The 23,148-nt window shown below is 31.1% G+C and carries 17 protein-coding genes and 3 pseudogenes; 10 read left to right on the forward strand and 10 right to left on the reverse strand.

Annotated features, from left to right (window positions below):
• Window positions 1-5: 5 nt before the first annotated feature.
• The 4 genes from JJC03_RS03925 to JJC03_RS03940 all read right to left on the reverse strand — a co-directional run bounded on the left by JJC03_RS03925 (window position 6) and on the right by JJC03_RS03940 (window position 3,864).
• Window positions 6-1,145, reverse strand: a complete 1,140-nt coding sequence (locus tag JJC03_RS03925; RefSeq protein WP_088397344.1) for an efflux RND transporter periplasmic adaptor subunit — start codon at window positions 1,143-1,145, stop codon at window positions 6-8.
• A gap of 18 nt (window positions 1,146-1,163) precedes the next feature.
• Window positions 1,164-2,420 carry a TolC family protein gene (locus tag JJC03_RS03930; RefSeq protein WP_258932191.1) on the reverse strand — a complete coding sequence of 419 codons (1,257 nt, stop codon included), beginning with the start codon at window positions 2,418-2,420 and terminating at the stop codon, window positions 1,164-1,166.
• A 66-nt stretch (window positions 2,421-2,486) separates the two neighbouring features.
• Window positions 2,487-3,083 (reverse strand): TetR/AcrR family transcriptional regulator, encoded by a 597-nt coding sequence (locus JJC03_RS03935; protein ID WP_088397346.1) that lies wholly within the window; start codon window positions 3,081-3,083, stop codon window positions 2,487-2,489.
• Between the two features lies 1 nt (window position 3,084).
• Window positions 3,085-3,864, reverse strand: a complete 780-nt coding sequence (locus JJC03_RS03940) for an SDR family NAD(P)-dependent oxidoreductase (protein ID WP_088397347.1) — start codon at window positions 3,862-3,864, stop codon at window positions 3,085-3,087.
• Window positions 3,865-4,053: 189 nt separating this feature from the next.
• On the opposite strand from JJC03_RS03940, the pseudogene JJC03_RS03945 reads away from it, so the two are divergent.
• A pseudogene (locus tag JJC03_RS03945) lies at window positions 4,054-5,029 on the forward strand (polyprenyl synthetase family protein).
• A 69-nt stretch (window positions 5,030-5,098) separates the two neighbouring features.
• Window positions 5,099-5,449, forward strand: a complete 351-nt coding sequence (locus tag JJC03_RS03950; protein ID WP_088444190.1) for a hypothetical protein — start codon at window positions 5,099-5,101, stop codon at window positions 5,447-5,449.
• Window positions 5,450-5,453: 4 nt separating this feature from the next.
• On the opposite strand, the gene JJC03_RS03955 is transcribed toward JJC03_RS03950, so the two are convergent.
• Window positions 5,454-6,773, reverse strand: coding sequence for an alkaline phosphatase D family protein (locus tag JJC03_RS03955; protein WP_235874039.1), 1,320 nt, complete (start codon window positions 6,771-6,773; stop codon window positions 5,454-5,456).
• Between the two features lie 493 nt (window positions 6,774-7,266).
• Between JJC03_RS03955 and JJC03_RS03960 the strand changes: the two genes are divergently transcribed.
• The 3 genes from JJC03_RS03960 (at window position 7,267) to JJC03_RS03970 (ending at window position 9,151) form a co-directional block, all read left to right on the forward strand.
• Window positions 7,267-7,686 (forward strand): MFS transporter, encoded by a 420-nt coding sequence (locus JJC03_RS03960; protein WP_258932579.1) that lies wholly within the window; start codon window positions 7,267-7,269, stop codon window positions 7,684-7,686.
• A gap of 20 nt (window positions 7,687-7,706) precedes the next feature.
• Complete coding sequence (locus JJC03_RS03965; RefSeq protein WP_258932580.1) at window positions 7,707-8,258, forward strand: MFS transporter; 552 nt, start codon at window positions 7,707-7,709, stop codon at window positions 8,256-8,258.
• An 86-nt stretch (window positions 8,259-8,344) separates the two neighbouring features.
• Window positions 8,345-9,151, forward strand: a complete 807-nt coding sequence (locus tag JJC03_RS03970; protein ID WP_088397351.1) for a DUF8428 domain-containing protein — start codon at window positions 8,345-8,347, stop codon at window positions 9,149-9,151.
• Between the two features lie 206 nt (window positions 9,152-9,357).
• On the opposite strand, the gene JJC03_RS03975 is transcribed toward JJC03_RS03970, so the two are convergent.
• Window positions 9,358-9,879: a hypothetical protein gene (locus JJC03_RS03975; RefSeq protein WP_088397352.1), complete on the reverse strand. Its 522-nt coding sequence runs from the start codon at window positions 9,877-9,879 to the stop codon at window positions 9,358-9,360.
• A gap of 137 nt (window positions 9,880-10,016) precedes the next feature.
• Between JJC03_RS03975 and JJC03_RS03980 the strand changes: the two genes are divergently transcribed.
• The 4 genes and pseudogenes from JJC03_RS03980 (at window position 10,017) to JJC03_RS03995 (ending at window position 16,254) form a co-directional block, all read left to right on the forward strand.
• Window positions 10,017-12,779, forward strand: a complete 2,763-nt coding sequence (locus JJC03_RS03980; protein ID WP_088444191.1) for a 2-oxoglutarate dehydrogenase E1 component — start codon at window positions 10,017-10,019, stop codon at window positions 12,777-12,779.
• 89 nt (window positions 12,780-12,868) lie between these two features.
• Window positions 12,869-14,080 (forward strand): annotated as a pseudogene (odhB, locus tag JJC03_RS03985) (2-oxoglutarate dehydrogenase complex dihydrolipoyllysine-residue succinyltransferase).
• Window positions 14,081-14,251: 171 nt separating this feature from the next.
• Window positions 14,252-15,466, forward strand: a complete 1,215-nt coding sequence (locus JJC03_RS03990; protein WP_103714262.1) for a TCR/Tet family MFS transporter — start codon at window positions 14,252-14,254, stop codon at window positions 15,464-15,466.
• Between the two features lie 26 nt (window positions 15,467-15,492).
• Complete coding sequence (locus tag JJC03_RS03995; RefSeq protein WP_088397356.1) at window positions 15,493-16,254, forward strand: UDP-2,3-diacylglucosamine diphosphatase; 762 nt, start codon at window positions 15,493-15,495, stop codon at window positions 16,252-16,254.
• A gap of 31 nt (window positions 16,255-16,285) precedes the next feature.
• On the opposite strand, the gene JJC03_RS04000 is transcribed toward JJC03_RS03995, so the two are convergent.
• Window positions 16,286-17,284 carry a phosphatidylinositol-specific phospholipase C domain-containing protein gene (locus JJC03_RS04000; protein ID WP_088397357.1) on the reverse strand — a complete coding sequence of 333 codons (999 nt, stop codon included), beginning with the start codon at window positions 17,282-17,284 and terminating at the stop codon, window positions 16,286-16,288.
• Between the two features lie 315 nt (window positions 17,285-17,599).
• On the opposite strand from JJC03_RS04000, the gene JJC03_RS04005 reads away from it, so the two are divergent.
• Window positions 17,600-19,882, forward strand: coding sequence for a TonB-dependent receptor (locus JJC03_RS04005; RefSeq protein WP_235874040.1), 2,283 nt, complete (start codon window positions 17,600-17,602; stop codon window positions 19,880-19,882).
• Window positions 19,883-20,014: 132 nt separating this feature from the next.
• Here JJC03_RS04005 and JJC03_RS04010 read toward each other — a convergent pair whose 3' ends face one another.
• The 3 genes and pseudogenes from JJC03_RS04010 to rsmA form a co-directional block, all read right to left on the reverse strand.
• Complete coding sequence (locus JJC03_RS04010; RefSeq protein ID WP_235874041.1) at window positions 20,015-20,983, reverse strand: 2-hydroxyacid dehydrogenase; 969 nt, start codon at window positions 20,981-20,983, stop codon at window positions 20,015-20,017.
• A 30-nt stretch (window positions 20,984-21,013) separates the two neighbouring features.
• A pseudogene (mgtE, locus tag JJC03_RS04015) lies at window positions 21,014-22,365 on the reverse strand (magnesium transporter).
• Window positions 22,355-23,134 (reverse strand): 16S rRNA (adenine(1518)-N(6)/adenine(1519)-N(6))-dimethyltransferase RsmA, encoded by a 780-nt coding sequence (rsmA, locus tag JJC03_RS04020; protein ID WP_088397361.1) that lies wholly within the window; start codon window positions 23,132-23,134, stop codon window positions 22,355-22,357. Before rsmA ends, mgtE begins: the two are co-directional and overlap by 11 nt.
• Window positions 23,135-23,148 lie beyond the last annotated feature (14 nt).

The raw sequence follows: 23,148 nt of genomic DNA on the forward strand, positions 1-23,148 counted from the left end.
AAAAATTAAAAGGTTAATTTCATCCCTTCTGAAATCATACTTGCTCCTTCTGAAACTACTACATCATTTTGATTTAAACCAGAAAGAATCTCTGTATAATTATTAGCTGTTTGTCCTATTTTAACTACCACTTTTTCAGCTATTTTATCTCCTTTTTGACCAGTAACAACTTTATAAACATAGTTATTACCTTTTCCATCTTTCTGAATTATATTTGTTGGAATAGCTATTACAGATGGATTTGAATAATCCATAATTTTTAATTTAGCTACTTGATTAGGTCTTAATAATTCATCTGGATTAGGAACATCTATTTTAACTGTAAAGCTTCTGTTAGCAGGGTTTATTGTTTTTGCTACTTGACGTACTTTCCCTATGCTATTTTTGTTTATCGATGCTATATTTACAACTACAGATGTTCCTCTTTTTACTCTTGGCAAATACATTTCTGGCACTTCTGTTCTAACGTACATTTGACTTAAATTTACAATACGCATTAAACCTTGCTGACTAGCTGATACTACTTGTCCTCTCTCTACAAATACTTCATCTATTACACCACTAAATGGAGCGCGGATAATTGTTTTTGCAATTTGTGCTTTTATTTGATTAATAGACTTTGACAAACTTATCATTTGGGTTTGTGCTTGTAAGTATTGTATTTCAGAGCCAATTTTTTGATCCCATAAACGTTTTTGACGTTCATAAGTAGTTTTAGCTAATTCATATTGTGTTTGAATACTTGCTAATTGTTGACTCATCCCTGCATCATCTATTCTACCTAAAATTTGCCCTTTACCAACTGATTGACCTGCTTTTATATTTAAATTAACAAGAGTACCAGGCATTTCGGGTTGAATTAACACATTTTGTTGCGTATCTACATTTCCTTGAATTTCAACATAGTGATTAAAAACAGTATCCTTTACACTAATGGTCTGCACTAATGCTTCGTCTACTTTCTTTTCTAAAGTTGCTAAAACTTCATCTAATTTTGCTAAATCAGCCTGAAGACTGGCTCTTTTATTTTTTATTTCTACTAAATTTTTGCTTTCTATTAAGGAATCAATAGTCGCTGATTTCTCTTTACTCCCACAAGAAACAAGAAGTAATGTATTGATGGTTAGTATAAATATTTTTTTCATTTGTGATTGTATATAATTTTAGTTCTTTAATAATATTTTTTCTAAAGCAGCTCTTTTAGTGATAACATCTACCATAGATTGTAAATAAGCTTGTTGTGAACCATATAACTGACGCTGTGCTTCTGTAAATTCAAAACTAGTAGATAAACCTTCTTTAAATTTAACACTTTGCTTATTTTCAATTCTTTCTGATAAACGCAAGGTATTTTTTGCATTACCATATTGTGCTACACTATATTCAAAATCACTCTTTGCTTTTTGATATTGAAGTTTTAATTTTTGCTCGGTTTCAGCTAATTTAGTCTTAGCTTGTTCAAATGCTATTTTTGCTTGATGTGCTTTAGCCTGTCTACCAAATGAGCTGAATAATGGAATATTTAACCCAACTGAAAGGGTAGAATAATCATACCATTTTTGATCGGCATTAAACATAGTAAAACTATTACCAAAAGTATTAGCCCCAAAATTTACTTGAGCTCCTAAAGAAGGCAATGCTTTACTTTTCTCTAATTTTAACAACAATCTATTAGCTTCTACTAGATTATTATTAATCTGATAATCTACTGAGTTTTTACTATCAAAAGTTTGTGATAAAACCGCTAAATCTATATTTTGTGATGCTAATGTATCTAGTTTATCAGTTAATTGAATTGTCTGATCAATATCAATCCCCATTAAAAGTTTTAACATATTAGTTGCTATTACTTCCATACGCTTTGCGTAATCTAAGGAGCTATTAATTTCTGATAATGTAATTTGTAAACGCTCTACTGATTCTTCTTCAACAAAGCCGTTTTTATATATTTGTTTTGTATCATTTAATGTTTTTTCAAGTATAACTTTGTTTCGTTCTACAATCATGATACTTTCTTGGGCTAACAAAACATCTCCATAGGCTTTTGTAGTTATTTCTCGTATTTCTTGTTCTGTTTTAACTTTAGCATGCTGCGAAATCTTTAAATATGTTTTAGCTGATTCTAAACCTACTAAATAGGAACCGTCAAAGATTAATTGACTTAATGTAATTTTTGCATCCATGGCGTTATACTGGCCAAATTGTAAGGTAGCAGGTATTCCATTAAAACTAATCACATTTGTAGCTATTTTAAAATTGTTTTGATAACCAACATTTGCATTAATTTGAGGTAATCCAATAGTTGTTGTCTCCCACTTCTTTTTTTGAGCTACTTCTATATCTCTATTTGCATTAATAGCTGTATAATTATTTTTTGTTGCGTAATCTACAGCTTGATTTAAACTAAATGAATAGTTCATTTTTTTCTTGAGCATAATTTTGCCCTAGAAAAATATCGTTAATAAAAGTCTATGCCAATTTCTCATTTAATTATTATATTTCAGTAATTGTTTTTCTAATTCTTTTATACCCTTAGGCGTAGCAAGTGCTCTGGTATGGTACTCTAACGCTTCTAGTTCCAGTTTTAGTGCATCACTTTCAAATTGAGTGTTCTCATTAATAGTAAATATTAGCGTATAATAAAATTGTATATAAGCGGGTATATACACCTCTTTTCTATAGAGTCCTTCTGCAATTCCTTTTTGAATATTTTGTCCAAACATTTCATTACAATCTTCTATCTCACTTTCCATCAATTTATTGTATATCTCAGGATAATGCTTTTTTAATTGATATACAGGTGAATTATCATAAGATTGAAACATTTCTTTAAATAGTCTACGTATTTCAAAATTTTCTTCTATTGCATTATAATTTTTAGCAAGAATTTCATCTATAACTAAATGTATTTTATCATGAATAACAAAAGTGGATTCTCTTATTAAAGATTCTTTATTATTAAAAAACTTATAAATGGTCTTCTTAGAAATCCCCATTTCAGCAGCAATATCATCCATTGTTACACTTTTGAAACCTAATTTCAAGAACATATCAGTTGCCTTAGAAATAATTCTATTTTTCATATCATGCTGTTTCTTGAATAAATCGAGTAATTTTTGTAACCCATTTTCTAGGTGTAAATCGAACAGTATTAGCTAGCAAAGCATTTTTAATACCATGTATGGCTACAGTATCCCCTCTTAGCATAGCTTGATGACCATACAAAGCAACTTCGCGCGATGTTGGTAATTTTTTGTTTTTTACTAACTTACTATCCTCCATATCTGCCATTGATTGAAAACCGCTTTCTGTTGCACCAGGACATAGAGCTGTTATCGTAACACCTGTTCCTTCTACTTCATTAGCTATAGCTTCTGTAAAATGCAAAACATATGATTTTGTTGCGTAGTAAACAGCCATTAAAGGACCTGGCTGAAAAGCTGCTGTAGAAGCTACATTCATAATCTTTCCACTTTTACGCTGTACCATGTCTTTTAGAAAAATATGAGTAAATTGTGTTAAAGCCGTTATATTTAATTGAATCATTTGATCTGTCTTATCCCAGCTTGATTTTGTAAATAAACCAAAATCTCCAAAACCTGCATTATTGATCAAATAATCTATCGTTAAACCATATTTTTTAACTTCATTATAAACATTTAAAGCAGCACCTCTTTTTGATAAATCTTCAGAAATAGTATAAACTCTAATATTATTTCTAGCTTTTAATTCTATTTTTAAATCATCTAATCGCTGTCCATTTCTAGCTACAAGTACTAAATCATTTCCCTCTTCGGCATGAATTTTAGCCAATTCCAATCCAATACCACTTGAAGCTCCTGTAATTAAAATCGTTTTTTTCATCTTCATTTATTTTCAAATAAACTAAAAATCCTTATTGTTCTTTATTATTAAATCTATACTTTTAAAAGTCAGGCAAATATATACAGGAAACTTTAAATACTTTAAAAGTTTCCTTGTTTTTTTGTTTTTTTTAACATTTAATTCAACTTGGCGTTCTCAACTTTTAAATTATTTTAGCAAAAATTTAAAATGCAAGCAATTAGTAGCTATCAAAATATTATTACTAAACATTTTGAGGACTTATCAGTCAAGAAAGACCCATTAAATTTGTACAATCCCATACAATACATCCTATCTTTAGGAGGAAAAAGAATACGTCCTGTACTAACATTAATGGCGGCTGAGATCTTTGACACCTCCTATATAAAAGCTCTTTCAGCAGCTACAGCAGTGGAAGTTTTTCATAACTTTTCATTGGTTCATGATGATATTATGGATAATGCTCCTTTAAGAAGAGGTAACGAAACGGTACATGAAAAATGGAATATTAATACAGGTATCCTTTCTGGTGATGCTATGCTCATATTAGCTTACCAATACTTTGAAAATTATGAACCTAGTATTTTTAAAAAAATTAGCTCAATTATTCAGTAAAACAGCACTTGAAGTATGCGAAGGACAACAATACGATGTAGATTTTGAAACTAGAGAAGTTGTAACCATTAGTGAATATCTTAAAATGATTGAATATAAAACTGCTGTGTTAGTAGGTGCTGCACTAAAAATGGGAGCTATAGTAGCCGAAACTTCTTCCGAAAATGCAAATTTAATTTATGAATTTGGTTTAAATCTAGGAATTGCATTCCAACTCCAAGATGATTATTTAGATGCCTTTGGAAATCCTTTAACATTTGGAAAACAAGTAGGAGGCGATATTATAGAAAATAAAAAAACATATCTCTATATAAAAGCATTAGAATTTGCTTCTATAGAAGATAAAAAACAACTACAACAGTTATATTCTATACAACCAAATGACAATACAGATAAAATTGAAACCGTAAAAAACTTTTTTAATTCAACAGGAGCTAGTACAGCTACACAAGAAGCTATTAAAGAATATACGCTTAAAGCCTTTAGTACACTGGAAAAAATTAATATTAGTGAAGATAAAAAAAATATTTTAAAAACATTTGGCGAAAATTTAATGAGTAGAAATGTATAAAAGCAGATAAGAAGAAAAAAAGAATTGAAATCATTAAATTTTCTATCTTATTAAATAATTATCTCAAATATGTTCATCGCGCCAAAAGATACGAATCTACTACTATCTGAAGCACAGAAGGAGAAGCTCTATGTAAAACTCATTGAACAATTAAACAAAGACTTTACTTTAGCTAACGATTTTTTAGACTTCTCCTTAGAAATAACTCCCATTGATTTAAAACTCCAATTACATGAAAAGATTCATCAATTAATTCAGAATAAGTTTAACGAATATTTAAATCTCTTATATATTATTGATGTAAATGAAGAAGAAATAAAAAAGCTCGACGGTTTCAATTTAATTGAACTCGCCGAGCAAGTAAGTTATCTCATTTTAAAAAGAGAATGGCAAAAAGTATGGTATAGAAATTTATATTAATATCCTAACTCTTTTTAGTTATCACTTTATTCCACAATTCTTTTCCTTCATGATCAAATAAAGATAATTTAACCTGTCTATCCTCTTTATCTCCAGTAAAAGATAGCAAACCAAAATTATGTTGTACAAAGACGCTTCCTTCTACACGATTTTTATTTTCCTCTTTTAATCCTGAATTAGAAGGATTTGAAGTTAATGGAGAAACAGTCCAATCATACAGAGGATAATTACCTCCACGTTTTAACATAGACAATTCAGCAAAATGACGATCTCCTGTTAAGAATAAAACACCTTTAACATCATTCTTAGCAATCTCATTAAGCAAATATTCTCTTTCTTGAGGATAAGTTGCATAATTTTCAAATTTTGCGGCAGAATTAATCACCTGACCACCTACTACAATAATTTTAAAAGTAGCTTTAGAAGAAGACAAAGCATCTATTAACCATTCTAACTGTTCTTTACCTAATAAAGTCCTATCTCCAGTTTTACGATCATTAGGCGATTTAAAATAACGATTATCTAACAAAAAGAACTGTGCATCACCCCAATTAAAGGTAGAATAAATTCCTTGAGTTTCTAAAGGATCTAAACCATATGATTTATTAGCCCAAAAATTCTTGAACGCTTTTTGAGTATGAATCTTATAATTTAAACTTCTATCTCCATCATTAGGTCCAAAATCATGATCATCCCAGATAGCATAATTTTGGGTACTAGCTAATAAAGGTTGAATTTCTTTAGTACTTCTGGTATGAGTATAACGAAAATAAAGACCCGATAAACTTTCATCAACTTCGCGTAAATAAATATTATCTCCTCCCCATAACATAATATCAGGCTTTTTAGCTGCTATACTTGTAAACACATTATAGTTACTACCATAAGGCTTTCCTGGTCTATCAACTTCAGGCTGATTAATATAAACACAACTACCAAAAGCAACTGTAAAATCTGGAGCTTTTTCTCTCCATTGCCATAATTTTTTAGATTCAAAAGTAGTTGGATAAGGCAGTTTTATTAGCTTATTATCTATATAAACTTGGTAAGCATACTTCTTCCCTTGTTCTAATTTATCTAAAACAACATGACAAGTATACCCTGATTCTTTTTTCGTATTGTATACATCCGAAAACATTTTTTTTGCAGGAGTAGAAACATCAAAATATTCCAATTTTACACTAGCATTAGTTGTAGTCTGTAACCATATTACAGCTTCTGTCATTTCACAATAGCCCACCATAGGACCTGATTGTAACATTTCTCTTTGTGCAAACAATGAAAAGGCCTGAATCAAAAAGAAAAAAGAAATAATTTTTTTCATTTAAAATAGATTTAATTTTATTAAAGCTATTCTTTATAACTAATATACCTTTCTAAAACGTATATTAAAAGTTAGCTTACCTATTGAAGATTGTATATTACAAAAATAACAAATATTATTTGAGTAAAGAAACACAATACAATTCATTACGGTTTTACCGTATATTTTGTTAAAACAAAAAGAAAAAACCATCAAAAAAATCAGGTTTAACTAACTTAGCCCAAGATTTCCCCTAAATCTACATCATATGAAAAAAAAATCACCTATTTGGATAACTTCAGAGGTTTTCCCAAAGAAATTTGGATTCTTACGCTCATTACTTATATCAACAGAGCAGGAGCTATGGTTATGCCTTTTTAAGTAATTATTTACACAAAGGCTTCTCTTTTACTCTTCAGGAAGTAGGCTGGCTTATGAGTTCTATAGGTATTGGTTCTTTTTAGGAAACTGGATAGGAGGCAAATTAACAGATAAAATAGGATTTTATACCGTAATCCTTTCCAGCTTATTATTAGTAGGTTTTGGATTCATCTCATTAATGTTTCTATATGACTTTATAGAAATAAGCATCGGTCTATTCTTTTTAACAGCTATAGCTGATATGTACAAACCAGCTGTTTATGTTGCTATTGGATGCTTTAGCAATTTCTCTAATCGAACCCGTTCTCTTACCCTTATAAGATTAGCAACTAACTTAGGCATGTTTACAGGTCCCATCATTGGAGGAGTACTAATTGCTAATAACAATTATGATCCATTATTTTGGATAGACGGAATCAGCTGTGTGATAGCTGTAATTCTATTCTTATTTTTAATTGATGAAACAAAAATTGACATTTACGCCAAAAGAGTAGAACAATTAAAAGAACACATAAACACAAAAATTCTATATTCAGTGATTCTAATTTTGTAATTTTCCTATTAGGCTCCTTTATTACAGCCTTACTCTTTTTCCAACTTTTTACAACTTTGCCAGTATACAACTCATCAAAATTTAATTTTAGTGAAATGCAAATAGGGCTACTATTATCTTTAAATGGTTTGCTCATTTTTCTCTTTGAAATGCCCATTATAGGATATCTTGAAAAAACCAAAATCAAAAATACAAAAATATTTCAAATAGGAAGTCTCTTCATGACATTAGGCTTTTTCTTCTTAATTTTTGCAAAGTGGATTTTTTTATTAATACTCAGTATTGGATTAATAACCTTAGGACAAATTTTAATCTTCTCTTTTGCTAACACTTTTGCATTTAACAAAGCTACACCAGGTCAAGAAGGTAAATATATGGCATTATATTCTATGAGTTTTAGTTTTGCTCAAATATTAAGCTCAAAACTAAGTTTCAGCATCATTGAAAAATATAGTTTTAATGCTAACTGGATTTTTATGGTTCTCATTGGAATTTTAGGAATTTATATCTATTTCAAACTAGATAAAAACCTAAACCAAGCCCCTTCATTTAACCAAACAGTAATATCATGACAACCTCTATAAATAATAAAAGTTTTAAAATTATTATCACTCTACTGTCCCTTCTTTTATTAAGCTGTTTAGTTTATATTTATAAAATGTCAGCTCATTCTAAGGGTATTATTATTTCATTAAGAAGTGAAAAAGCAGAATTAACAAATGACCTTGAAAAAGTAAAACTGGCATTAGAAAACACAATTGCAAAAAAAGGGCATCTGAACAAAGAACTACTAGAAGAAAGAAAAAAAGTAGATCAACTTTTAGCTAAAGTTAAAAATGGAAATTACGATCCATCTGAAATTACTAAATATAAAATTGAATCAAAAAACCTAGAATTAAGAATTGGCTATCTTATGAACGAGATAGAACGATATAAGAAAAGAATAGACAGCACTGAAAATGAATTAATCGCCTCTAACACAGAGCTTAAAAATATCAAAAAAACAAATGAAGATTTAAACACAAACAACCTAAATCTAAACAAAAAACTACAATTAGTTGACGAAAAATTAAGCAAAGCCTCTAAACTAAGTTTTTCTAATTTAGAAATGAATACTTTTAGAATAAAATCATCTGGTGAAATTACTCAAACAGACAAAGCAAACAAGACAAACTTAATTAAGATTAGCTTTTTAATTAGTGAAAACGAGCTAGTCACCCCTCAAAATAAAACATTTTATTTCCAATTATTTGATCCTAATAATGATCTAATAACATACAATGAAACTACCACAACAGGTGAAAGAATAGAAGATTATACAGCTATTTCCGTAGTTCATTATCAAAACAAAGCCCTTAAAATTGAGAAAATAATTCCTCTAAAAAATTTAACACCAGGCGTATATCAACTAAAAGTTTATGATGCTGCCAATCTAATACTAAGCAATAGCTTCGAAATGAATTAAAACAAAAAATAATTATTGAAAATATTTTAAAAATTCAGAAAATAAGTAAATCCACTTTCAATAATATTTATTAATTAATAAGTAGGCTACCTAAGTCATTTACTTGAAAAGACTTAGGCATGCTTTCTATTAACATAAAACACATCAGAAAAAATTCTCTTCCAAATTAAATATTTATAACGAATACTTTTATATCTTCCTATCTATCAAAATACTATCCGAATAAAGGGCATCCATGCGGATGTATATAATCTATCAGTATCCCTAAAAAGGAGATTATAACGTATACCTCCTGTAATATTATTAACACTATAACCCACCCCTAAAAATAGAGCTGTATTCCAAAAATCATCAGAACGCTGACCTAAATTTGTATTATAATCTAAATTTACCCGTAACTGCTCTACATCTGCAGAAAATTGTAAACTTTCAACAGGATTATATAAGACGCTGCCCGTTAATCCATAAACAAAAGAAGTAAATTTCCCAGAGTTTTTAATATAACTAGTATTAAGTCCAACTCCAATACTTGTCTGATCATCAAAATTATAGTACATAGTAGGAGAAACCGAAATATTAGTAAAACTATTTCCCATACTAAAACCCACACCTCCTCCAAAACGTACATGATCCCAAAAATCACTTACATTAGAACTCGATGTTGAATCTTGAGCTTGAAAGGTAGATGAAAACAAAAAAAAACTAAAAAAAAATACATTTTTTATCATTAGACTCTAATTTTAGATATATATTTTAAAGAATTAAAAATTAATCATATAAAAGTACTGTTTTATTGATTAGTTTAAAGCAAAAGTTTATACTTTTGCAATAATTTTTTAACCAAAAATTGTCATTAGACAGAAATATGGATAGGTTTTCCTTTTTAAACGCAGCACATACGGCTTTTTTTGCCGATTTATATGATCAATATTTAGTTAATCCTGATAGTATTGAACCTTCATGGAGGGCTTTTTTTCAAGGATTTGACTTTGCTAACGAATTCTCAAATGGAGTAATTGAAAGCAATCATCCAAATGCAGGATCAATGAATCAAGCTGAATTAACTGAAAAAATTCAGAAAGAACTTAAAGTAGTACAGTTAATTGAAGCTTATCGTACCAACGGACATCTGTTTGCAGATACTAACCCTGTACGAAACAGAAGAACATACACTCCTTCTCTTGAAATCGAAAATTTCGGATTAGTAAATGCTGATTTACAAACCGTTTTTCAAACTAGTTCACTAATTACAGGCAACCCTACTACTCTAGCTGATTTAATTACACTATTGAAAAAACTATATTGCCAATCAATTGCTTTTGAGTATAAATATATTCGAGACACTAAAACACAAGCTTGGATTGAGCAAAAAATTAATGCAATGGCTAACGAAGTAAGCAATGACAAGAAAAAACTTATCATTGAAAAACTCAACGAAGCTGTATCATTTGAAAACTTCTTACACACCAAATATGTAGGACAAAAACGTTTCTCACTAGAAGGTAATGAAGTCGTAGTTCCGGCTTTTGATTTTTTAATAGAAGAAGCCGCTCAATTGGGAGTAGAACAACTAGTATTAGGTATGGCACATCGTGGTCGTCTGAACGTTTTGGCAAATGTTTTTGACAAACCAACAAAAAATATTTTTAGCGAATTTGACGGCAAAGATTATGTCGATGATGATCATTTTGATGGTGATGTAAAATACCACCTAGGTATTACAACACACAAAACAACAAGAACAGGTAAAAAGATCAATATTAATTTAGTTCCTAACCCATCACACTTAGAAACAGTAGGCGCTGTAGTAGAAGGCATTACACGTTCTAAACAAGATCGTTTTTACCCCTCACAACCTAATAAAGTTTTACCTGTAATTGTACATGGTGATGCCGCCGTTTCTGGACAAGGTCTAGTATACGAAATTGCACAAATGGAGCATCTAGATGGTTATAAAACGCAAGGTACGCTACACGTAGTAATCAACAACCAAGTTGGTTTCACCACTAACTATACTGATTCTAGATCATCAACTTACTGTACGGATATAGCCAAACTAAATTCAGCACCTGTTATACATGTAAACGCTGATGATCCAGAAGCTGTTGTAAAAGCAATTCTATTCGCATTAGAATACCGTATGCAATTTGGGGCAGATGTCTATATTGACATCTTAGGCTATCGAAAATATGGGCATAACGAAGGAGATGAACCTCGTTTTACACAACCAATGCTTTATAAATCTTTATCTAAACATAAAAATGTAAGAGATTTATATGGAGCAAAACTAGTTGAACAAGGACTCATTTCAACTGCATATTTAAAAGAAATTGAAGAAACATATAAAGCAAAATTAGACGAAAATCTTAGCGCTTCAAGAGAAGAAACTCTTACAGTAATTGAATCTTTTATGCAAGATGAATGGATTGGTTTTGCAAAAGCTGACAAGGCTAAAATGCTTCAAAAAGTTAACACGGGTGTATCTAAAGAAGAGTTAGATAATATAGCAAAAATTATTACAGAATTACCTTCTGATAAAAAATATATCAGCAAAATACAAAAATTGATCAATGATCGTAAAAAAATGTATTTTGAAGACGACAAGCTAGATTGGGCTATGGGAGAGATGCTTGCCTATGGTTCTTTACTAACTGAAGGATACAATGTTCGTATATCAGGTCAAGATGTTGAACGTGGTACTTTTTCACATCGCCATGCTGTTGTAAAAACTGAAGACACAGAAGAAGAAATAGTCTTATTAAATAATATTCCTAACAAAAAAGGATACTTTAACGCTTATAATTCGTTATTATCAGAATATGGTGTAGTAGGTTTTGATTATGGATATGCTATGGCATCTCCTAAAACACTTACTATTTGGGAAGCACAATTTGGAGATTTCTCTAATGGTGCTCAAATCATGATTGACCAATACATTTCTGCTGCAGAAGATAAATGGAATAACCAAAATGGTTTAGTTATGCTAATGCCTCATGGTTATGAAAACCAAGGTGCAGAACACTCATCCGCACGTATGGAGCGTTATTTACAACTATGCTCAGAACAAAACATGTTCGTTGCTGACTGTACAACACCTGCAAACTTTTTCCATTTACTAAGAAGACAGATGTTAACAAACTATCGTAAACCTTTAATGGTATTTACACCTAAGAGCTTATTACGTCATCCAGAAGCGGTTTCTTCAATAGAAGAATTTACAACAGGAAACTTCCAAGAGGTAATTAACGATCCTAACGTGAACCCTACCGATGTTAAAACATTAGTTTTCTGTACAGGTAAATTCTATTACGATCTAAAAGCAGAGAGAGAGGCACAAGGAAGAAACGATGTAGCTTTAATTAGAATTGAACAATTATTCCCATTACCTGTAGAACAATTAAAGTCAATTATTGCTTCGTATCCAAATGCAACAGATTACGTTTGGGCACAAGAAGAGCCAAGAAATATGGGAGCATACGGTTTTATGCTAATGAATTTCAACGAAGTAAAATTCCGTGTAGCGTCACCTAAAGTATATAGTGCTCCAGCATCTGGAAGTTATACACGCTCTAAAAAACGTCATGCAGATGCTATTGCAATGGTTTTTGATAAAAATTTAATTAATTAATAATAATTTAGTTTAAAGTTTCAAGTTTCAAGTTAAAGGTCATCAACTTGAAACTTTAAACAAATCAAACTTTAAACAACATTTAAGATATGATTTTAGAAATGAAAGTCCCTTCGCCAGGGGAATCTATCAAAGAAGTAGAAATTGCCACTTGGTTAGTTCAAGATGGAGATTATGTTGAAAAAGACCAGGCGATTGCTGAAGTTGATTCAGATAAGGCAACATTAGAATTACCTGCTGAAATGAGTGGTATTATCACCCTAAAAGCAGAAGAGGGAGACACTGTGGCTGTAGGTTCAGTTGTATGTTTGATTGATACTAGTGCCACTAAACCAGAAGGTGGTACAGCTCCTGTAGCAGAGAAAAAGAAGAAGCACCAAAAGTGGAAGCGCCTAAAGCAGCTCCAACTCCAACAACTACCTATGCAACGGGTTCAGCTTCGCCAGCAGCTAAAAAAATATTAGCAGAAAAAGATATAGACCCAGCAACTGTAAATGGTACAGGCAAAGCTGGTCGCATTACTACCGAAGATGCTTTAAATGCAAAAGCTTCTATGGGTACACCTACTGGTGGTTCTCGTGGTTCTCAAAGAACTAAATTATCTATGTTACGTCGTAAAGTAGCAGAACGTCTTGTAATGGCTAAAAATGAAACTGCCATGCTAACTACTTTTAATGAAGTAGACATGAGTGCTATTTACTCTTTACGCGATCAATATAAAGATGAATTCAAAAACAAACACGGAGTAGGTTTAGGATTCATGTCTTTCTTTACTAAAGCTGTTACACGTGCTTTACAATTATATCCAGATGTAAATTCAATGATTGATGGACAAGAAAAAGTGTCTTTCGATTTTTGTGATATTTCAGTTGCAGTTTCAGGACCCAAAGGTTTAATGGTACCTGTAATGCGTAATGCCGAAAACCTTACATTCCGTGGTGTTGAAGCTGAAATTAAACGTTTAGCGATCCGCGCTCGTGATGGTCAAATTACAGTGGATGAAATGACAGGTGGAACATTTACGATCTCCAATGGTGGTGTATTCGGTTCTATGTTATCTACACCTATCATCAACCCTCCACAATCAGGTATCTTAGGAATGCACAATGTGGTAGACAGAGCAATTGTTAAAAACGGTCAAATTGTTATTGCTCCCGTAATGTTTGTAGCGTTATCATACGATCACCGTATTATTGATCGGTCGTGAATCAGTAGGTTTCTTGGTAGCAGTAAAAGAAGCACTTGAAAACCCAACTGAAATTTTAATGGGAGGTAATCCAAGAAAAGCATTGGAATTATAATCATTGCCATAAGAAGCAATTTTAAAATACAAATCCCAAACTTTAAAAGAGTTTGGGATTTTTTTGTTTATTTGTTCTATGAAATCGCCATAAACTCGTGGTTTGCGCATGCAAACTCCAATCAATAAAAGCGATAACATATGTGACCTATAACAAATAAATTTTACACATATGAAAGAAACTAAAAAACAAGCTGCTATCAGTTTTATTTTTATTACGTTACTAATTGATGTAATCGGATTAGGGATCATTATTCCTGTAGTTCCAAAATTAATCCAAGAATTAATTCACGGATCAGTTAGCGAGGCTGCAAAATATGGAGGCTGGCTAACATTTTCTTATGCTTTAACACAATTCTTATTTGCCCCGCTAATAGGTGGATTAAGCGATAAATATGGCAGAAGACCTGTTTTGCTACTTTCGTTATTTGGTTTTTCACTAGATTATTTGCTTTTAGCATTTGCTCCCAGTATAACCTGGTTATTCATTGGACGTATCTTGGCGGGTATTACAGGCGCTAGCATTACCACAGCATCTGCTTATATAGCGGATATAAGCACAGAAGAAAATCGGGCTAAAAATTTTGGAATGATTGGTGCTGCTTTTGGTTTAGGCTTTATCATAGGTCCAGTAATAGGAGGGGTATTAGGACAATATGGAGCACGAATTCCTTTTTATGCAGCAGCTATTTTATGCTTAATCAATTTCTTATACGGCTATTTTATTTTACCAGAATCATTAGCAACATCAAACAGAAGAAAATTTGATCTTAAAAGAGCAAATCCTGTTGGGACTTTTTTAAACTTAAAAAAATACCCTAAACTAATTGGATTAGTAATAGCTGTTTTTTTACTCCATACCGCTTCACACGCAGTTCAAAGCAATTGGAGTTATTTTACCATGTATCAACTTAATTGGAATGAAAAAATGGTAGGTATCTCATTGGGTGTTATTGGGATATTAGTAACATTAGTCCAAGGAGGTCTAATCCGCTGGATTAACCCTAAAATTGGTAATATAAAAAGCATTTATATAGGAATGGCTCTATATACATTAGGCATGTTCTTATTTGGTTTAGCCACAGAAAGCTGGATGATGTTCGTTTTTTTAATTCCTTATTGCTTGGGTGGTATCGCAGGCCCTGCTTTACAAGCGGTGATTGCCTCACAAGTTCCAGCTAATGAGCAAGGCGAAATCCAAGGTATTTTAACCAGTTTAATAAGTGCTTCGTCTATCATTGGTCCGCCTTTGATGTCAACCGTATTCTATTATTTCACTCATAACGAAGCCCCTTTTATTTTTGCAGGTGCTCCCTTTATTTTAGGTGGAATGGGGATGTTATTAAGTACTTTATTAGCTTATGTTTCTTTGAAGAAACATCATTAAATAGTAATTTTGCCTAAAACAACAACATGTATAAGTTGAATTCTCATAAAAAAATATATTTTGCGAGTGACCAACATTTGGGTGCTCCTACTCCAGAAACTAGTTTTCCTCGTGAACAAAAATTTGTAGCTTGGTTAGAAGAAATAAAAAATGATGCTGCAGCTATTTTTTTATTGGGTGATTTATTTGATTTTTGGTTTGAATATAAAACCGTAGTCCCTAAAGGTTTTGTACGCGTATTGGGCAAATTAGCCGAAATACGAGATAGTGGTATTCCTATCTATTTTTTTGTAGGCAATCATGACTTATGGATGCGTGATTATTTTGAAAAAGAACTTAACATCCCGGTTTACCACACCACTAAAGAATTCACATTTAATGACAAAACTTTTTTAATAGGGCATGGCGATGGTTTAGGTCCTGGTGACAAAGGCTATAAACGCATGAAAAAAGTGTTTACCAATCCTTTTTCTAAATGGCTATTCCGATGGTTACACCCCGATGTAGGGGTTAAACTAGCGCAATATCTTTCGGTAAAAAACAAAATGATATCGGGTGCCGAAGATGTAAAATTTTTGGGTGAAGAAAACGAATGGTTAATTCAATATGCTAAACGAAAATTAGAAGATAAACATTATAATTTTTTCATATTTGGTCATCGTCACTTACCAATGAAAATCCCTCTAAAAAATGATTCTCTCTATGTAAATTTAGGGGATTGGATTGGTTATTTTACTTATGGAGTTTATGATGGAACCTCTTTTGAATTAAAAAAATATGAAAACTAAATAGGCTTTTACCTATTTAGTTTTTTAAACATTAATTAGAGAAATTTTTAACGGATACACTTATACAATTTTCAGACAATTTATTTCCTTTTTCTGAATTAATAAAATCCATCATAAGCCAGCCACATGATTTTAGATTATTATTTTGGATATAATTTGCTACCCTTAGATTAATTCGATCTGCTACAGCTACTGGATAAGCAAAAGCGCTAGCACCAGAACAATATGTTAAGTAGCCATTTTTTATAGAATTTGAATCAGTATTAGAACGAGCAATATTTTCAATAATACGATCAAATTTATAATCTATAGAAACTGGCAAGATCGTATTTACAGTATAAAAATCAGAAATCATAAAAGGATTATAACTATTAGCTCCGACTAAATTCCCATTAGAAAAATTAGGATTTCCAGACCATCCTTGAACAAAAGTAGAATTTGTATAAGTTTCTCTAGATAAAGGTAAAACCTTACCTCTACAATCTCCTAATAAAGTATTTGTATTCCAGTTTTTTTTCACTAATCCTTTAGACTCATATTCATTCATTCGTGTATCAAAATAATCAACCCATGCGGATTTATCACCTCCGTTTTCTTTTTTAAGAATAACAATAATAGCTTCATTAGGATGTCCTTTTAAAAATTCTTCAAAAGTTGACATGACTTGATCTAAAGTTATATTCAAACTCACTATACCATGATATCCTAGAAATTGACCATTTTGATAGTTAAAACGTAAATCAAAAATTCTTGCTCCTGCTCTTAACTGATCCTTTATACTACCATATTGATTAGTACTAAAGGTCCAATTATTAATAGACATTGAATCATGTGTTCCAGGAATAGACAATTTAGACAAAGGAGTATTTGATCTTATCACAGCCATCCAATTATCTTTTGCAACACTAGCAAATTGTCTATTTTGAAATGTTTCTCTATTTACATTTAAATCAGATGTTGGGGACAAAGAATCCAAACTACAAGATTGTAAAAAAGCTAAAAAAGCGATGTTAAGTAAAATTTTTCTCATAAATAAATAGGTTAAATTAAGTTGCAATTTAGCATTAATTATCAAATTTAAACATAAAAAACACAAAATAAACAATTTGTTATAAATATAAATTTGATGTTTTTAATTATTAAAGTATCTTTATACCGTCTCAAAAAGGGGTGCTTTGTTTCTTCTAAAAAAATCAGACAAGGCTGAGATTATACCCAATGAACCTAGACGGGTAATGCTGTCAAGGGAAATATAAAAGTACAACTTATAGCTAAAATATTAAGTTAGCTGATTTATTAATTCTAATGAATAATGACCCCTTTTATTCGTAACAATTTGTAACGAATGAAAAATTCAAATCACAATCAAACTCATCAATTACTTTCAAAAATCATTTTGAGTACATTTATTCTAATGCCTTTAAATACTATACTAGGTCAAGAAAAAAAAGTAACTGATTCTACAAAAATGAACGCATTAGAAGAAATTAAAGTAGCCTCTACTCGCTTAAGTAAAAAATCTCCTTTTGCCTTTTCAGATATAAAAAAAGAAGCTTTAGAGCGAAATAATTTAGGACAGGATCTACCTATTTTACTAGATCAAATGACATCTGTAGTTGCTACTTCAGATGCTGGTGCTGGTGTAGGATATACAGGATTAAGGATAAGAGGTAGTGATGCTACTCGTATAAATGTAACCATTAACGGTATCCCATATAATGACGCTGAAAGCCAAGGTACCTTTTGGGTAAATATGCCTGACTTTGCTACTTCGGTTCAAAATATCCAATTACAACGAGGGGCAGGAACTTCAACCAATGGTGCAGGTGCTTTTGGTGCTAGCTTAAACTTACGTACGCTTACACCTGCTGTCAACGGGTATGCAACCACTTCGCATAGCATCGGTTCGTTTAATACACGTAAACACAATATTACTTTTGGATCAGGTATAAAAAATGGTTTTTATGCCGAAGGTCGTTTATCTAAAATAGGGAGTAATGGTTATATTGATCGTGCTTCTTCTGATCTTAAATCTTTCTATACCGAAGCTGGTTTTATTGGTAAACAAACCGCTGTAAAAGCCTTAGTTTTTGGAGGAAAAGAAATTACGTACCAATCATGGAATGGAACACCTGAATCAGTATTAAATGGCGATTTAACAGAAATAAAAGCATTTATTAATCGAAATGATTTTACCCCTGCTGAAATAGACAACTTATTAAATTCCACAAGAACATTTAACCATTATCTATATGATAATCAAGTAGACAATTACGAACAAACGCATTATCAATTACACCTAACACATCAGTTTAGCGAACATTTAAAAGGAACCATTTCTGGAAATTTTACAAAAGGAAAAGGCTATTATGAAGAATTTAAGGCAGACCAAAAACTTAAAAAATATTTCCCTGATTATATAAATGGAAATAGTAAATCAGATGTGGTACGCAGAAAATGGCTTGACAATGATTTCTATGCAGTGGTTTATGCTTTAAATTATAACACAACCAATTTTAATGGTAGCCTAGGCGGTGGATACAATCAATATGATGGAATTCATTTTGGAGAATTAATCAAACATAAATATATAGACCTTCCTGTTACTAATATGAATTATTACAAATCATTAAGTAAGAAAGAAGATTTCTCTGTATATGCTAAAGCAGACTACACATTCTTTTATAAATTACAATTATTCTTAGATATTCAAGCACGTCGTATAGATTATATTACGAGTGGATTAAGTAGTGATTTAAAACCACTAGATATTAAAAAAACATATGAATTTTTTAATCCAAAAGGAGGTATAAATTTTGCTATTCATAAAAATCATCATGTATATAGCTCTTTTGCTGTTGCAAATAAAGAACCTAACCGTAATGATTTAACAAAAAATCCTATTGAACCTAAATCAGAACAATTATTAGATTATGAATTAGGTTATCGATTTAAAAATAAAATAGCACAAATTAATTTAAATGGCTACTACATGCACTATAATAATCAACTCGTACTAACAGGTGCATTAGATGAAGTTGGTGACGCAATTCGCGAAAATGTTGATAAAAGTCACCGTATAGGAGTTGAAGTAGAGGCGAGTATTCAACCTGTTAAGTTTTTAAAATTAGATTTTAATATTACAAAAAGTAGAAACAAGATCAAATCATTTGATTATTCTGTTCCTTCAACAGAATACGATCTAAATGGAAATGAAATTCACTCAACACAAATAACAAAATATGAAAATACAGATATTTCATTTTCTCCTAGTATAATAGGAGGGGCAACGGTTACTTTTTATCCTACTAAAAACCTAAGTATTGCCTGCATACAAAAATATGTAGGAAAACAATATTTAGATAACACTTCATCAGAAAACAAAAAATTAAACAATTATCAAAATAGCAATTTAAGTATTCTATATATCTTAAAACCTAAAAATTTTGCTGAAATCAGCTTTAATTTACTAATTAACAATATTTTTAATAAGCTATATGAATCAAACGGTTATACTTACAGCTACTATAGCCGTCCTCAAGGTTCTAATAACCCAGCTATAACTGAAAATTTCTATTATCCACAGGCAGGCAGAAATTTCCTAACAGGTATAACACTTAAATTTTAGAAGTAGTTAAAGTGAGCTTGGTATACAAAATATATAAATCATTCAACGATTAAAATAAATTTCGTATATCAGGTTCACAATACTTTTATTTTAAATCATATAAAATTTTTAAACAAAGGAATAAGCCCCTTTTTAACTTTTAATATCATTAATTAAATATAACTTCTTAATTTTATCTACGATTGTTTGGGCTAATTTTTCTTTACTTTCAAAAGTCCAGCCTGCAATATGAGGAGTTAATAAAACATTAGAGGCATTCAGTAGATAGTCTAATGCTACGGGTTTTTGACCATCAAAGAGCGTTTCAAAAGAGAGCTTTTCATATTCTAAAACATCCAAACCTGCACCTAAAATTTTCTTTTCTTTTAAAGCTTTAACCAGATCCGTTGTAACCACACTTTTACCTCTGGCAGTATTAATTAACCAAAAGGGGTTACTAAACGCGTTAATAAAAGAAGAATTCACCATCTTATCTGTTTGAGGAGTCCAAGGTGTATGCAAACTTACTACATCTACTCTTCTTTGAAATTCTTGCAGATCTACTTGTAGCGCATTTTGATCTCCAATATTTGGAAGGATGTCGTAACATAATACTTTTACATCAAAACCTCTTAGTTTTTTTGCAAAAGATTTCCCCATATTTCCATATCCAATAATACCCACCGTTTTACCATCTAATTCATGTCCACGATTAGCTTCTCTACTCCATAATCCTGTTTTAACTTCTATATCAGCTTTATTTAAATTATTAAAAAGAGAAAGAAGCATTCCTAGAGCATGTTCTCCTACTGCATTACGATTTCCCTCTGGGGCCGCAATTAAGTGAATTCCTTTAGCTTGGGCATAATCACAATCAATACTCTCTAATCCTGCTCCTACACGTGCAATGAATCGTAACTGAGATGCTTTGTCTAAAAAAGTTTTATCAATCTTAAACCGACTACGAATGACAATGCCATGATACTCATGAATTATCTCCTCTATTTGTTCCTTTGATGAAATAAAATCATCATAATTTTGAAAACCAGCATTTTCTAATTGTGATTTTAATAAAGGATGGTTACTATCTATATGTAGTATTTTAATATTTTGATGTTCCAATTTTATAAGCTTTTCTCAAATATAAGGAATTTAAAAACCTAAAATCAAACGAGCAATTGTAAAATAGATTAAAATCCCTAAAATATCATTACTTGTTGTAATAAAGGGTCCGGTAGCCAGTGCCGGGTCTACTCCATTTTTATTTAACACAATAGGAATAAAAGTCCCTATTAAGGAAGCAATAACAATAACAGACAATAAAGCAGTAGTCACAGTTAATCCTATATGAATTTCAAAACCTAATAAATAATAACTTCCTAATAACAAAATAGTAGAAAGTATCAAACCATTTAGTAGACTTAAGGATAGCTCTTTTAATAAACGTTGTAAAATTGTACCGCTTATAGAGTTATTAGCTAAACCCTGTACAATAATAGCTGATGATTGTACACCTACGTTCCCTCCCATAGCGGCAATTAAAGGTGTAAAAAGAATAATTGAGGATGTTCTTTCATAGCAGGTTCAAACAAACCTAGTACACGAACACTAACAAATCCTCCTAACAAAGCTAAAACTAACCATGGCAAACGAGCTCGTGTAAGCTCTAAAATACTATCATCTGCCTCCACATCTTGTGAAATACCAGCTGCCATCTGATAATCCTTATCCGCTTCTTCTTTAATTACGTCTACGATATCATCAATAGTTATACGTCCTACTAAACGTCCCATTTCATCTACGACTGGTATAGCTTCTAAATCATATTTTTGCATGATCCGTGCTACTTCTGTATCCATCGTATCTACCTTTACATAATCTACTTTTTTTATGTAAACTTCACTAATAGGTGTTTTAGTAGAAGTTGTTAGTAAATCTTTTAATGAAAGTCTTCCTTTGAGTCGATCTTCATCATCTACTACATAAATAGAATGTACTCGAGTAACATGTTCTGCTTGCATACGCATTTCTTTAACGCAAGTAAGCACATTCCAATTTTCATTTACTTTCACCAATTCTTTCCCCATCAAACCACCTGCAGTATCTTCATCATAACGGAGTAATTCTACGATATCCTTAGCATGTTCAACATCTTCTAATTCAAGGATTACTTCTTCTTTTTTAGACTGTGGTAGTTCTGCAATAATATCAGCTGCATCATCTGTATCTAATTCATCAATTTCTTCTGCAATTTCTTTCGCAGAAAGGTTTTTAAGAATTTTTATACGAACCTCATCATCTAACTCTAAAAGGGCATCAGCTGTTTTTTCTGAATCTAATATTTTAAAAACATAATTAGCCCCGTATTCATCTAATTCATCTAAAATTTCAGCAATGTCTGCAAAGTGAATATCTTGCAACAGGTTTTCTAATTCTTGTGCTCGATTTTCATTTACTAAATGCTCTATCTGAGCGATGAATTCTGGGGTAATTTTAAACTCCATCTGCTTGAATTTTTTGAGTGAGTTCTATAAATTGCTCTACTGATATTTGTTCTGGACGGAGGTCAAAGATACTATCTTGTCTTAAATGGTCCGAGAGATTAAATGATTTTAAACTATTTCTTAGGGTCTTTCTTCTTTGGTTAAACGCAGTTTTTACTACATTGAAAAACAACTTTTCATTACAAGGTAAATGATAATCTTCTTTACGGCGCATACGCATAACACCTGATTTTACTTTAGGAGGAGGTGTAAATACAAATTCTGAAACAGTGAATAAATACTCTGTCTCATAAAAAGCTTGCGTTAATACAGATAAGATACCATATGTTTTACTTCCTTTTTTCTCGCAAATACGTTCAGCAACTTCTTTTTGAAACATTCCTGCAAATTCAGGAATTTGATTACGCATTTCTAATACTTTAAAAACGATTTGAGAAGAAATATTATAAGGAAAATTTCCAATAATGGCTAAAGACTCATTCCCAAAAACCTTTGTTAAATCATATCTTAAAAAATCTTCTGATAGGATTTTATTTGATAATTTTAAATAGTGTGTCTTAAGATATTCAACTGATTCTGTATCTATTTCAATTACATAAGTATCAATTGGTTTATCAAGGAGATATTTGGTTAATACTCCCATACCTGGACCAATTTCTAGTACTTTATTATAACCTTCTAATGTCAGTGCATCAGCTATTTTACCAGCTATATTTTCATCATTTAGAAAATGCTGTCCTAGGTGTTTTTTTGCTCTTACTTTATCCATGCTTTTGGTTAAAA

This window comes from Flavobacterium oreochromis (genome assembly GCF_019565455.1).
GTDB lineage: Bacteria > Bacteroidota > Bacteroidia > Flavobacteriales > Flavobacteriaceae > Flavobacterium > Flavobacterium oreochromis.